The organism is Bradyrhizobium quebecense, assembly GCF_013373795.3.
Taxonomy (GTDB): domain Bacteria; phylum Pseudomonadota; class Alphaproteobacteria; order Rhizobiales; family Xanthobacteraceae; genus Bradyrhizobium; species Bradyrhizobium quebecense.
Window position 1 is genome coordinate 7,902,688 of the sequence record NZ_CP088022.1, and the last position, 15,356, is coordinate 7,918,043.

Annotated in this window: 3 protein-coding genes; 1 reads left to right on the forward strand and 2 read right to left on the reverse strand. The window is 65.4% G+C overall.

Going from position 1 to position 15,356, the window contains the following annotated elements; genetic code table 11:
* Window positions 1-60: 60 nt before the first annotated feature.
* Complete coding sequence (locus HU230_RS37785) at window positions 61-12,150, forward strand: filamentous hemagglutinin family protein (RefSeq protein WP_176533856.1); 12,090 nt, start codon at window positions 61-63, stop codon at window positions 12,148-12,150.
* A 103-nt stretch (window positions 12,151-12,253) separates the two neighbouring features.
* On the opposite strand, the gene HU230_RS37790 is transcribed toward HU230_RS37785, so the two are convergent.
* Together HU230_RS37790 and gspD are read right to left on the reverse strand one after the other, a co-directional pair.
* Window positions 12,254-12,781: a tetratricopeptide repeat protein gene (locus HU230_RS37790; protein ID WP_224943999.1), complete on the reverse strand. Its 528-nt coding sequence runs from the start codon at window positions 12,779-12,781 to the stop codon at window positions 12,254-12,256.
* 22 nt (window positions 12,782-12,803) lie between these two features.
* Complete coding sequence (gene gspD / locus HU230_RS37795) at window positions 12,804-15,182, reverse strand: type II secretion system secretin GspD (protein ID WP_176533854.1); 2,379 nt, start codon at window positions 15,180-15,182, stop codon at window positions 12,804-12,806.
* Window positions 15,183-15,356: the final 174 nt, after the last annotated feature.

Sequence of the window (15,356 nt, forward strand, 5' to 3'; positions counted from 1 at the left end):
CGCCGTCCTCGCCTCGATCCGCGTCGGGTCGCGCCGCCTCCGTCGCGGCAGCGGATCCGATTGGCATCCCGCTCCATGCTGCTCGCGGGAACGAGCACGCTGGCGTTGCTGCTGAGCGGGCTTGAGGGCGCATCCGCGCGTCCATTCGGCAATTTCGCGACGACAAGCTCCGCGCCGGCGATCGCCAGCGATGCCGCAGCTGCCGCGGCCCAGCAGGCCACTGACGTCGCGAGGCAAAGCCAGGGCGCGCTGACGCGGGCGACTCAGGCCATCCAGGCGTTGCAGGCCGCGCAATCCGCCGCGCGTAGCGCGGCCGCCGGCTCGCAACGATCGACGACGCTGCCGCAGGTGGCGGTGCCGAACGGCCTCGCGCCGGGCGGCCTTCAGGTTGCGCCGGGCGCTGTGCCCGGCTCGAGCCTTTGGCAAGGTGCCGCCCTGCCGAGCCAGGCCGCAAGCGGTGGCCAGACCACGGTCACGGTCAATCAGACCGCTCCGCAGGCGATCCTTAACTGGCAGAGCTTCAACGTCGGCAGCCAGACCACGCTCGATTTCAACCAGCAGGCCAGCAACTGGACCGCGCTCAATCGCGTGGTCGGCAATACCGGACCGAGCCAGATCCTCGGCCGCATCACCGCGCCGGGGCAGGTGCTGGTGATCAACCAGAACGGCATCATTTTCGGTGGCGCGAGCCAGATCAATGTCGGCTCGCTGATCGCATCAACCGCCAATATCGCCGACAGCCAATTCCTCGCCAACGGTCTTTATTCGACCCAGAGCGGCACCAATTATCTGCCGAGCTTCACCGGCGCCGGCGGCAAGATCGTGGTCGAGAGCGGCGCGCTCATCACCACCAATGCGCCGTCCTCGGTCACGGCGGGCGGTGGCTTCGTGCTGCTGATGGGCACCGAGGTCGACAATGCCGGCGCCATCACCACGCCGAAGGGGCAGACCCAGCTCGCGGCCGGCGACGATTTCATCCTGCGTGCCGGCTACGGCACCAACACCAACCAGAACTCGACCACGCGCGGCAACGAGATCGCGCCGGTGCTCTATCCCGGGAGCGGCAGCGGGACGGTCACCAACACAGGTCTCGTTCTCGCCCAGCAGGGCGATATCACGCTCGCCGGCCATGCCGTCACCCAGGATGGCATCCTGCTCTCCACCACCTCGGTCAATCAGCGCGGCACCATCCATCTGCTCAACTCGGCGTCCGACGCCACCGGCAGCGTCACGCTGACCAATCATGGCATCAGCCTGATCCTGCCGGAGACCGATGCGGCGGCCGCGCTGGTGTCCGGCATCGATCCGAGCGTGACCGCGCTCAATTCGCAGCGCGATGCCCTCATCGCCTCGGCCAAGCCAAACCTGCTGGCGACCGGCCAGTTCGACAATCTCTCGACGCTGTCCGATCGGCCCGATCAATCGCGCATCGAGATCGTCACGGGCGGCACCATCGATTTCAGGAACGGCTCGCTGACCATGGCGCAGGGCGGCCAGGTGACGGCCGCAGCCGGCAAGCGCGTGTTCGCTGAAAGCGGATCGGTCATCGATGTCTCCGGCACCACCGGCACCGTGCTGCCGGTGTCGGCCAATTCGATCAAGGTCAACGTTCAGGGCAACGAGCTGCGCGACAGCCCGCAGAACCGCGATAGCGGCACGCTCATCAACAGCAATCTGTGGATCGACGCCCGCGATCTGACGCTGGTGCCGGCCGGCACCGGCGGCTATGCGACGGACCGTTACTACACCGCGGGCGGGTTGCTCGAGGTCTCGGGCTATCTCAACAACACCGGCCACAAGATCGGCGAATGGACCGCGGTGGGCGGCACCATCACCCTGTCGGCACCGGAGGTGGTGGCGCAGCGCGGCTCGATCTTCAACATCTCCGGCGGAGCGGTGCAGTATCAGAGCGGCTATGTGCGGCAGACGCTGCTGCTCGGCAATGACGGCCGCATCTACGATGCCGACAATGCCCCGGCCAACCTGACCTATGTCGCGGTGGCGAATGGCTTCATCGTCAATCACGCGCACTGGAACGTTGTCGAGGTCTATCTCAGCCCGTTCGGCAAAGGCAGCTCGCGCTGGGAGAACGGCTACACCGTGGGCCGCGACGCCGGCAGTCTCGTTCTCTCGACCCCGACCTCGGTGTTCGAAGGCGCGATCCTCGCCAATGTGATCGATGGCGAGCAGCAGGTCACCAAACGTCCGGCCGGCGTCACCGACGGCTACAAGCTGACGCAGAACACCGTGCCGCTCGCCGGCACGCTCGCGCTCGGGCGGTATGACAGCTATGGCCTTGCCGGCGCCTACACCACCGATGTGTCGTTCGGCAACGTTGCGCCGGTCGCCGGCGGCCTGGACCCGACCTCGGCGCTGCCGGCCGGTCGCGTCAACACGGCCTATTTCGACGCACCGACGCTCAACAGTTTTGGCCTCGGCGGCCTCAACATCAACACGGCCAGCAAGATCGCGATCGATGCGCCGTTGCAATTCTCATCGGGCGCGCAGGTCAAGCTGATCGCTCCGACCGTCGATGTCGCGGCCGGCATCACTGCGCGGTCCGGCAGCGTCACGATCAGCAACATTCTCAACGGTGCAAACGGTACCGTCACGCTGACGAACGCGGCTGGAGGCGCGGCGCTGACGCTGGAGTCCGGCGCCGTCATCGATATGCGCGGCCTGTGGGTCAACGCACTGACGAATCCGAACAGCGCGTCGGGCCTCGGCTTCCTCGACGGTGGCAACGTCACGTTCAATTCCCTTCAGAATGTCACGCTCGCGGCCGGCAGCGTGATCGACGTGTCCTCCGGCGGAGCCGTTCTTGCCAACGGCAAGACGCAAGGCGGCAAGGGTGGCAACGTCACGATTATCGCAGGCAATGCCCAGCAGGATGCCGGAACGCCGGGCAATGGAAATCTCGTTCTCGACGGGACGATCCGCGCCTGGGGCGTCACGGGTGGCGGCACGCTGACGATCTCGACGCCTGGCAACATCCTGATCGGCGACAACGCCGAATTGGCTGGTGGCATCTTGCCGGCCGGCATGCCGGCGCCGGCTGCGGTGAAGCTCAGGCAATCGTTCACGATTCCCGCAGGCCAGCCTCTGCCGACGGCGCTGACGCTGAACTTCACCACGCTGGTCTACGACGCGCCGATACCGGCGGATGTCACGATATCCGCCGCGCCGACCGCGCCGACTGGTGCGGATTGGACCATACCGCAAGGCATGGACGGCCTGCAGAGCCGGGACGCCAATGGCCAAACGCAATATTGGGGCTCGGGCAGTGTGATCCCGGCCGGCACGTTGATCACCGGCTGGAGCGGCACGGGTCGCATTCCAGCGGGAACCGTCATTCCATCCAATGTCTTCCCGAACGGCATTCCAGTCGCACCCTATCAAGTCAAATACGCCGCAGGTTCAATTCAATCCACGCCGATGACTTATCCGGTCGGAGCCGTTATTCCAGCCGGCGTGGTGCTGCCACAGACGGTCGAGATCACGCCGGCGCCGGCGCTCAATCCCTCATTCTTCACCGCCGGCTTCTCCAACTACGATATCAACGGCGGGCTGGGCGTTGTGGTCGCCAGCAACACCGTGGTTGCGGCCGCGATGCCGGTCTACCGGTTCACGGCGAACAGCTATGCGGTAGCTGCCGGCAGCGACCCGTCGTCGGCGTTGACGACGTGGACGCCGCCGCTGTTCACCGCGGATCCGGTCAAGGCCACCATCGCCCAGCGCGGCGGCGCGAGCCTCGCGCTGCGCTCGCTCATCAAGTCCGGCACCGGTCCGCTCGTGAGCGGCGGGGCGATCGTGGTTGGCGACGGCGCCTCGGTCAGTGTCGATCCGGGCCAGAGCATCACGCTCGACGCGTTCGGTCAGATCAACGTGTTCGGCAGTCTCACCGCGCATGGCGGCAGCATCAATCTGGTCAACGATGCCTACAGTTCGACGGCCGAGGCGGCGCGGAACTTCGATCTGAACGGCAATGGCCGCGGCGTGTCGGTCTGGGTCGGTTCTGCCGCCAAGCTCGACGTCTCGGGTCTGGCGTACCAGGCGTCCGATCTATCCGGGCGTGCTTTCGGACGGGCGACCGACGGCGGCTCCATCACCATTAACGGCGGGGGCGCCTTCGTGATCGTGCGCCCGGGCGCCGAACTCAATGCCGACGGCACGCAGGTCGCAATCGATCTCGCGGCCGGCGGTGCCGCAGCGTCGAGCCGGCCGCAAGCAATAACAACGAATGGCGGCGCCATCACGCTGGCGTCGCAGAGCGGGCTCTATCTCGATGGCGACATCCACGCCTTCTCCGGCGGAGGCAATGCTTCCGGTGGCAGCCTCTCGATCGCGCTCACCACGCCGACCTTCGACTGGAATTCCTTCCCCAACGGCCAGGCGCCGGCCAATGTGATCGTACCAAGCCTGATGACCGTGGTGCAGGGACGTCCGGCTTCCGCGCTGCCGGACGATATCGCCCCGGGCATGGGCGCGTCGCATCTTGCGTTCGGTCAGGCCACGGTGAGCGCCGACATGGTGAAGGCCGGCGGGTTCGACAGCCTGACGCTCACCTCCGGCGACTACATGCAGTTCTCCGGCAATGTGTCGCTGGCGCTGGGCCGCGGCCTGACGCTGACCGCGGCAGCGTTCACGTCGGGAGTTCCGGTGACTGGACCGGTCGATCCCTCGATGCCGACCACGGCCGGCAGCGTGAAGGTGTCAGCGCCCTACATCCTGTTTCGTGAAGCGACGGCCAATGTCCCCGATGGGACCGTCAGCGGCAGCATCCGCAATCCCGGCGGCGCGGCCTTGCCGACCACGGCGACGTTCGAGGCTGACGCGAACCAGATCGACATCCAGGGCCTCATCGGATTTTCGGCGCGTTCGCCGAACAACATGTACGCGCCGGGATTCCTGACCACCAAGCTGGTCAGCCAGGGCGACATCCGCTTCCTGTCGATGCCCGGGGTGGTCGCGACCCAGCTGTCGACCAGCGGAAATCTCGAGCTTCTTGCCGCACAGATCTATCCCGCGACCAACTCCGTTGCCACCGTCATCGCTGGCAGTGGAAATTCCGATCCGACGACGACGCTCACTATCGGACGCACCACCGCCACCATTCCGGATACACCGTTCTCCGTGTTCGGCCAGCTCGCGTTCCAAGCGCCGGTGATCGAGCAGGGCGGCATCGTCCGCGCGCCGCTCGGCCTTTTGACCTTCGGCCTGGGCTGGCCGGTCTACACGCCGCATATTGATGTTTTGCCCGGCAGCGTGACCTCCGTCTCGATGGCTGGCCTGATCATCCCCTATGGCGGCACGATCGACGGCGTCACCTACACGTACAACGGCAGCGCTGTTCGTGCGATCAGCCTGACCAATTTCAACAGTAACGGGTCGCAGTCCGGCATCATTCTGGATGGGCAGTCGATCAGCGTCGCGAGCGGCGCGATCCTCGATATGTCGGGCGGTGGCACCCTCGCCGGCGCGGGCTTCGTCTCCGGACGCGGCGGCTCGGTCAATGTGATCAATACGCCGCTCGTCAACGCCAACCCCGCTACCCCCGTCAGCAAGGCGAGCGACAAGGTCTACGCCATCCTCCCCGGCTACGGTTCAGGTTACGCGCCGATCGTACTCGAAAACGGCGCCGGTGATCCCGCGATTGGCCAGCAGATCACCGTGCCAGCCGGCGTCCCAGGGCTGCCGGCCGGGACGTATACGCTGTTGCCGTCCAATTACGCGCTGCTGCCCGGCGCATACCGCGTGGAGCTCGGGGCCAGCACCACGACGCCGGTTGGCAACCCCATCACAATCGGCAATGGCACCTACGCCGCTTCGGTCACCACCGGCGTCGCCAACACCGCGATCAAGGGCAGCCTGCCGGTCACGGCGCTGATCACCGCGGGTACCTCCGTCCGCAAATACTCGCAATTCAACGAGCAGAATTACAGCGATTTCCTGCTTGCCAACGTGGCGCAATTCGGCGGCGTGCGTCCGCTGCTGCCTAGCGACGGCAAGACGCTCCAGATCATGTTCGAGATGCCGGGGTCAACCTCGATTGGAGCCGCGCTCACCTTCGACGGAACGGCGCTGTTTCAGGGCGCGCCGGGCGGTAGCGCCGGCCAGGTGGCGTTGCTGAATGTCGGTGAAATCTATGCTGACGCGCCGACCCAAGGTTTTTCTGGTCCCTCGGTCGGCGCTGCCGATCTCAATGCGCTCAAAGCGCCGCGCCTCCTGGTCAACGGAACCGTCTTCGTCTCGAATGGCACGCTGTTCCTTAATCAGCCCTACGGCCATGATCTTTTCATCCGCGATGGCGTCTCCCTTTCCGCCGGGGAGATGTTCTTTATCGGCAACAATATCAACGTCGGTAATGGCGTGACGCTCAGTACCATCGGACAGGGCGCAGTCCCGTTCGATTCTGTGTCCACCGGCATGAGCTATGCGGTCAGCCAGTTCACTGTGCTGGCGCTGTCCAATGGTAACATCAACTTCCTGCCCTCGAATGTCGGCAACGGCTCCATCACGATCGGCGCCGGCTCGTCGCTCTATTCCGAAGGGACGCTGGCGTTCGTGACAAACGGCGCTTCCGCGATCGATCCGACCGCCCATTTCGGATCGAGCAACATCGCGCTCGCGGTCGGCACCATCAACATCGGCGACGCCGCGACCATCGCGGCGAGCGGCGCACCCGCCGGCCTGCTGTTCGACCAGACGCTGTTCAACACGTTGGTCAATGGTGATCCCTTGCACAATGCGCCCGCGTTGAAGACGATCACGCTTGCCGCGGCGAATTCGGTCAACCTGTTCGACGGTGCCGGGCTCGACGCCACCGGCAGCGGTGTCAATTTGGTGCTGAACACCTCGGCGATCTGTGGCTACGGCGGCGCCGGCGACAGCTCGACCATCGCTGCCGACAAGATCACGTGGAATGGCATCAGCGGTGCGACGCCGCCGGCCATCGCCGCAGGCGGTCCGGGCACGGGAGCCGGCACGCTCAATCTCGTCGCCAACGAGATCGACTTCGGCCGCTTCGCCTCGCTCGACACCACAACCGCGAGCCGCGTGATCTACGGCTTCAGCAACGTCAATATCACGGGGAACTCCAGGATCATCTCAGCCGGCAACGGCAAGCTGTTCGTCTACCAGACGCCGAGCGCCGATCCCGCTGCCGTATTCGGCCAGAGCGGCAGCGGCGGCAATCTGACGCTGACGACGCCACTGCTGACCGGCATGCAGAAGTCGATCATGGCCTATTCCGCAGGCGGTGCACTCAACGTCGTCGCGCCCGCGGGCATCGCGCCGAGCGGGGCCGGATCTACCGTGGCCGGCGCCGAGATCGACCTGACCGGCGGCAGCGTCGGGATCGACAGCACGATTCTGTTGCCGAGCGGCAAACTGGTCGTCAACGCGACCGGCGATATCGCACTCGGCGGCGCAAGCCGTATCGACCTCGCTGGTCGGCCGTCCACGATTCAGACGGCGACCGTCTATGGATTCGGCGGCACGGCGATCTTCAACAGCGCGCAGGGTGGTCTGACGCAGCTTGCCGGCTCCGTGATCGACGTCTCCGCGACCAACGCCGGTGCCGGGTCGATCAGCATCGCGGCGGCGAATGGACCGGTCACGCTCGGCGGTGCGCTCAACGGGGCGGCAACAAATGGCTACGCGAGCGGCGATTTCAGCGTCACCGCCGGCCGGCTGTCCAGCTCGGATTTCGCCGCGCTCAATGCGCTCCTGACCCGGGGCGGCTTCTTCGATGCGCGCGGCTTCGACATCAGGAATGGCGATCTTGTCGTCGGCGACGGCGTCAAGGCCAGCAACGTCACGATCGCCACCGACAACGGCAGCCTGTCCATCGTCGGCACCATCGATGCATCCGGTGCCGCACCCGGCACGATCCGGCTCTCGGCCGGCAACGGGCTCGCGCTTGCGCCGACGGCCGTGCTCGATGTTCACGGCACGGTGCTGCAGGTCGACAGCTACGGTCAGCCGATCGAGGCGAGGAACCGCGGTCATATCGAACTGACCGCGGCGGGCGGTGCGCTCACGCTGTCACCAGGCGCGACCATGGATCTCACCACGCCGAACGGCGTCGCCTATGGCGACGTGGTGCTGAACGCACAGCGCACCGGCGAGACCTCCGGTGATATGGCCATCAACGCGGCAGGTCCGCTCAACATCAAGGGCGCCTACAGCATCGCGCTCAACGCGTTCTGGACCTATGACCTGCCGGGCGGCAGCACCATCACCCATGCGACGCTCGACGGATACGACATTGCGAGCACGGCCTTCATCAACGCTGCATTGGGTAACGCGGGATTGGCGACGCGCGTCGCTGGTCTGTCCGCTTTCGGCAGTGCCTACCATCTGCGGCCGGGCGTCCAGATCACCTCGAGCGGCGACCTGTCGACGTCAGGCGATCTCGATCTTGCAGGCTACCGCTATGGGCCGAACGCCAATCGCGACGCGACCTCCGCAAGCTACGGCGCCGGCGAACCGATGGCGCTCGTGATCCGCGCCGGCGGCAACTTGACCGTTAAGGGAAGTATCTCGGATGGATTTAAGTCGACGCCAGGAACACCGCCGGTCTATCGCCTGATCGACCTTTCGACAGATCCGCTTTCTTCTTTCTGGTCAGCCAGCGACACAGGCCTGAGCAGCGCCAGTTACGGTTATACCGGCAACGCAATGCTTACCGCGGATTGGACAATACCGAATGATGATTTCTATCAGGGTCTAAATAGTTCTTACGGCGCATATGTCGATACCGCTGGTCACTCATATGGCCCAGGGACCACTATTCCGGCTGGTACCATCCTGGATGTCGGAACTTCGGAAGCCGGGATTGGGTGGCTGTTCTTCGAAATAGGTCATTTGCCGACGATTGGAGCGGTGGTTACCCCCGGCGTCCCCGGCGGTTCGGGTTCGTCGGCAGCGGCCTTGATGCTTGCGCCGGGTTCGCTGTCCGCATCGATCCGCCTCGTCGCGGGTGCGGATCTCGCCGCCGCCGACCAGCGCACGTTGCAAACGACACAGGCGCTCAACGGGTGTGGTAACCTGACACTGAACGATCCGGCTTACAATTCGTTGCGCAACGGCACGTTCTTCAGTGTGCTGCGCACCGGCACCGGCAGTCTCGACCTGTTGGCCGGCGCAAGCTTCAGCGAGGCCACGCCATACGGTGTCTATACGGCCGGTACGCAGGCGACGCCGATCCTGGCGGGCAACGGCAGCAATCCCTACGACCTCGTCGGTGTCACCAGCAGCGGCAATTCACACGCATGGTACGCCGAACATGGCGGCGATCTGCTGCTGACGGCGCAGCAGGACATCACCGGCAACATTCAGATCGCGGACGGCAACACGCGCTTCGCCGACTCCAATCTCACGGCCAACTGGCTCCGGCAGCAAGGGGGCGGCTCCTCCGCCGATCCGGCGGCCTGGTGGGTCAATTTCGGTACGTTCGCGAAGACCCGCGCCGACAAGGACACTCTGCAACTGATCGGCTTCCAGGGCATCGGTACGCTCGGCGGCGGCAACCTGACTTTGATCGCGGGCGGCAATGCCGGCGTGACAGGTAATGGCTCGACCGCCCTTGATCTGGCGGTCGTCTCGACCGGCCGTGTTCTGCCGAACGGCACGCTGGTGCAGACCGGTGGCGGCAATCTTGTCGTGAAGGTTGGCGGTGGACTCAATCCGGTGGTGCCGACAACACCTTACGGTCAGGCGCCAGACTATTTCGGCTCGTTCACCAACCTGCGTGGCGATACCACCGTCAGTGCCGGGTCCGTCGGCGCACTGGCCCCGAACACCTGGGGATCCTATCTGGTGTCGTACGATCCGCGCGCCGTTGATCCCAACGTCCTGAAGCGCTCGCTCAAGACGCCGGGGCCGCTCGTCATGCCGGGCGACGGCAGTGTCAGCATCGTTACGCGCGGCGACCTCGTGCTCGGCGGCGCGGGTGACGTCGGCATGGCGACGCCGGTCGATCTGAACGGCATTGCGTATACGGTACGCAATGCGGACGGCACCACGACGCTCATGAGTGGCGGGCAATCGAACTTCACATTGTGGACGCCGGCGACCGCGATCAACCTCTACGCGGCGGGTGGCGATGCGACCGTATTGAGTGGAGTCTCCTTCAACGGCACGGCTTTCTTTCCGGGAACGCTGATCGTCTCGGCCGCCAACGGCGACATCCGGTTTACGGAGCCTGGCCCAGGCGGAGGCAATTCGTTCATCGAACTGATGCCGGCGCCTCTCGGTCAACTCGAACTGCTGGCGGCCGGCTCGGTCTACGGGACGGACCAGGTCGTGGCGATGTCGGGCGCGGACATGAGCACGCTGGCGACGCCGTTCAATCCCGTCTTTTCCAGCGGCACCGGCGGCGCCGGCACCAGCAACGCGTGGGCGAACGCCGCCAATCGGATCAATCCCATCAGTCCAATCGCTTTCGGAGAGGATCTGCCGATCTCCAACCTGCATGCAGGTGATAACCGGCCGGCCTTGGTCTACGCGGGCATCGACATCGTCGATCTCACCCTCGGCCAGGCGCTGCCCGAGAACCCCGATCGGGGCAAGTATTTCTATCCCACCCACGGCACCTGGTATATCGCTGCCAAGCCCTTCGAGGTCATTGCCGGCCGCGATATCGTCGGCACCGGTCCCGTGCCCAGTGTGTTCCTGAACACCGGACCGGACGACATTTCGCTGATGCAGGCCGGCCGTGACATCTTCTATCAATCGGTCACTGTGGTCGGTCCCGGCCTGCTTCAGCTACAGGCTGGTCGCAACCTGTACCAGGGCTATTACGGCTCACTGCTCAGCGCGGGCGATATCATCAATCAGTCCAACACCGCGGGCGGTGCGGGCATCGTCACGATCGCCGGTGTCGGCGCCAGCGGCCCTGACTACACCGATTTCGCCAGGCTGTATTTCAACGCCGCCAACCAGGTTCCCGGCGACGGTACGCCGCTCGCTGGCAGCGGCAAGGTCGCCAAGACCTACGCCGACGAATTGTACGACTGGTTGCGCGAGCGTTTCTCGCCGAGCCGGAATTACTCGTACAACGGCCAGTCCTACGTCTTCACCGGCGCCAAGGAAGATGCACTCGCCTTCCTCCTGACCTTGCCGGTGCAGCAGCAGGGCGTCTTCGTCCGGCAGCTCTATTATACCGAGCTGAAGGAAAGCGGCCGCGAGTACAACAACGAGGACAGCAGTCGCCACAACAGCTATTTGCGCGGTCGCCAGGCGATTGCCACCCTTTTCCCGGATCAGGATGCACAAGGCAATCCGCTGGCGTATTTGGGCAAGATCACCATGTTCAGCGGCGTCGCCAAGAGGAGCGACGGCACGACGTATCTGGCCGATGCAGTAATTCAAACGCAGTTCGGCGGGGACATCCAGATGCTCAATCCGGGAGGGCAGACGATCATCGGGGTCGAGGGCGTGACGCCGGGCGCTGGTGCGGGCCTGATCACGCAGGGGCGCAACAGCCCGATCGACATCTATTCGCTCGGCAGCATCCTGCTCGGCCAGAGCCGCATCATGACGACCTTCGGCGGCAACATTCTCGCCTGGTCGGCGACCGGCGACATCAACGCCGGCCGCGGCTCGAAGACGACGGTGATCTATACGCCGCCGCTGCGCACCTATGACGCGTATGGCAATATCACACTGTCGCCGGCGGCACCGGCCAGTGGTGCCGGCATCGCGACGCTCGCCCCCATTCCAGGGACGCCGCCGAGCGACGTCGACCTGATCGCGCCGCTTGGCACCATCGATGCGGGCGAGGCCGGCATCCGTGTCTCGGGCAACGTCAACCTCGCCGCGCTGCAGGTGGTCAACGCCGCCAACATCCAGGTGCAGGGTACCTCGACCGGCATTCCGACGGTGCAGGGGCCGCCGGTCGGGGCACTGACATCAGCGTCAAACACCACCGCAGCCAGCCAGCAGGCCGCGGCGCCGCCGCCAAAAAACAATGACCAGCCGTCGGTCGTGATCGTGGAAGTGCTCGGCTATGGCGGCGGTGACGGGAGCCCGCCGCAGGATCCGCCGGAGCAGCAGCGCAAACCGCGCGAAAAGCAGAGCTACAACGAGAACAGCGCCTTCCAGGTCATCGGGCTCGGCGATGCGACGGGCTCGTCCGGCAGGTGACGCGCGAGGGGGCGTAGCCGGGGAAAGCGACAGCACAATGCAAATGTCGCTTTCCCGGAATCGCCAGCGCCTTGTGCGCAGCCCCGGCTTACGCGGTCGGCGACTACTTGATCGTCAGGTGCACGTCCGGCGCCGGCCGGCCGGGGACCCATCCCAATGCAAACCGCTGGCCGGCGACGATCTCATTCCTCGAGAGCTTTGAGGCAACCGCATCGCGGAATCGGAGATAGGCATCGCGCTGCCGCCCGCCGGTGCGGGCCGCCGCCAGATTGAGCCATTTGTAGGCCAGCACGTAATCGTTCGGAACGCCGTGGCCCTTGTCGTACATCAGGCCGAGCATGGCTTGCGCGAACGGATCGCCCTGCACCGCGCCGCGATAGTAGAGATCGGCGGCAGCATCATAGGCCTGCGGGACGCCGAAGCCGTGCTCGTACATGAATCCGAGCAGGCCGAGGGCTCTTGGGTTGTCGCGGTCGGCGGCCGGCGCAAGCTCCCGGGACGCCCTGACATAGTCGCCGCGATGGAAGGCGGCCGTTCCGCGCGCAACGCTGTCGGCGCTCGCGACGGACGCGGTCGTGCCCCAAAGCGCGACCGCAAGCGAGGCGCAGAGGGCGGTCCGTTGCGTGAGCACGCGGCGCACTGTGCGGCCCGGCTCAGTGGTAGGCGGTGGTAATCGGCGCATTGGTCGATGTCGTTGCGATGTTGCCGCGCAATTTCGATCGCAGCTCCTCGGCCACCATCTGGGCGTCGGAACCGTTGCGGATGATCTGCGGGCGAATGAAGATGATCAGCTCGGTGCGCTGGGTGCCGTTGCTCTGATGTCCGAAGGCATCACCGAGGCCGGGAATCTGGTCAAGCACGGGAAGCGCATTGCGGTTGCCGCTCTGCTGTTCGCTGATCAGGCCCGCCAGCAGCACGGTCTGGCCGTTGGCGACCGCGATCTGGCTCTTGACCCTCCGCTCCGACACCGTCGGGGTCAGGCTGTTCGCGCTGGTCTGCGGAACGTTGCTGATCTCCTGCTCGACATCGAGCCGCACGGTGCCGTTCACGCTGACCCGCGGTGAGACCCGCAGGATGATGCCGGTGTTGCGATAGTCGATGGTGTTGACCACCGTGTTGCTGCCGGTCAGCACCGTCGCGCTGCCGGTCGACACCGGGACGACGTCACCGACCTGCAGGGTCGCGACCTGGTTGTTGATCACGACCAGCGACGGATTGGAGAGCACCTTGACGCTGGTGACGGCATGCAGCGCATCTAGGATGAGGCTCGGCTGCGTCTCGGATCCGATCAGGAAGTTGAAGCCCGGGAAGGCGCGGTTGATGAAGGCATTGGTGACCGAGCCTGCGACGGAGACGGCCCCGGTGGTCGCGTCCGTGGTGGTCGCGGGCGCCGTGGTGGCTTGGGTGCCCGTGAACGAGCCGACGTTCGGCTTCAGGCCGAGGTTCCTGCTGGTGAGATAGGTCTGCACACCATAGGACAAAGTGTTGTTGAGCGTGACCTCGGCGATCGTCGCATCGATCGCGACCTGGAGCTGCGGCTCGTCGATCTGCTGCAGCGTCGCCTCGATGATGCGGTAGTTGGCCTGATCGGCGTAGATCAGCAGATTGTTGTTCACGACATCGGGCGTGATCCGTACGTCCTGCATGACGGGCTGGCCGTTGCCTGAGCCCGAGCCAGCGCCGCGTCCGCTATCCAGCGCGGCATTGTTGCCCTGGCCCTGATTGGGATTGTTCGCTTGCCCGCCGGCGCCAAATCCCTGGCCGAGGCCCTGACCCGTTGCGCCTGTCCCTGACGTGCCGCGCGAGGCAAAGCTGTTCGAGTTCGAGCCCGAGTTGCCGTTCGCGGACAGACGGTCGGCGACGCTCGAGGTCGACGAGGTGCCGGAGCCGGGCGCGAGCTGGCTGTCGGCGCTGTCGAGCAAATTGCCGGACGATCCGCCGAGGAACATGTCGGTCAGAACCCGCGCGATCTGGCGCGCATCGCCGTATTTGACGCGGTAGACATGGACCGAGGTGCGCGCGGTGTCGTTGCGGTCGAGGCGCTTGATCCAGGTCGCCGCCGTGTGCAGCATGTCCGGCTTCTTGGTCACCACCAGCACCGCGTTGAGGCGTGCGACCGGCATGAACTTGATGACGTTCTGGCTGAGGCCGTTCTCGCCGGAATCGACGATCTTCTCCAGCTCGGCGATGACGGGCGCGGGCGAGCCGCTCGAGATCGGGAAGATGCCGACCGATTGGCCGCGCATCCAGTCGACGTCGAAGCTGAGCACGGTGTCGACGGCGGTGCGGCGCTCGGCGCCGGTGCCCTGGATCAGAAGCAGATTGCGCGTCGTGTCGGCGCGGATAGAGCCTGCCCTGGTGGCGAAGCTGTCGGTCAGCTTTAGCAGGGTCTGGGCCGACACATATTGCAGGGGAACCACCGAGATGCCGAATCCGGGTTCGGGATTGGCCGCCGCGGCATCGACGCGGCCGCCGCCGACGGCGTCGCCGAGCGGCGTCAGGCGATAGCCCGCGGTATCTTTCAGCAACACCACGCCGCTCAGGCGAAGCGCGTTTTCAAGCACGAAGACCATGTCGGATTTCGGCACCGGGCGGACCGACACCAGGCTCACCGTGCCCTGTACCCGCGGGTCGATGGTGTATCCGACATGCAGGATGTCGCCGAGCACGACCTTGGCGACGGTCGCAACCGGCGTGCTCTCGAAATTCAGATCGAAGCCATTCCCGTTCGCGGCCGGCTGCGGCCGCGCGTCGGCGACGGCAGTCACTTCGCTTCCCTCATACATCGCCGCGCGGACGCTGCCGCCCTGGCCGCCGCCTGTCGCCGCCAGCCCGCTCACCGGTTGCGGCTGGCGCGGCAAGAGATCCAGCGATCGCACCTTGTCGGTGACGTCGACCTGGGACGCGTCCACACTCTCGCCGACCGTCGCGGAATTGCAGGACGCCAGCAACCCCAGTGACGTCAGGGCAAAAATGGCTGCCAGGCCGCCGCGGATCGTCGGGCAGCGGCCCACTGTGCCTACGCGTTGCATGAAGGCCCTTCGCTCTGACTAATTGAAATTTCGACGGCTTGCGACGATCGGTCCTACCCCGCTGGGACTCTTAGCGATCGAACATGACAGAAATAAATTGGTTACATGATCGGCGTTCGCGACCCGTCCATCGCATCACAACTGTGCAGCCGGCGCGCGGCCGTGTCCGCGATG

What these genes read in the sequence shown, in the direction of transcription:
- gspD (WP_176533854.1), bottom strand. Translation starts at nt 15,182, where the DNA reads ATGCAACGCGTAGGCACAGTGGGCCGCTGCCCGACGATCCGCGGCGGC.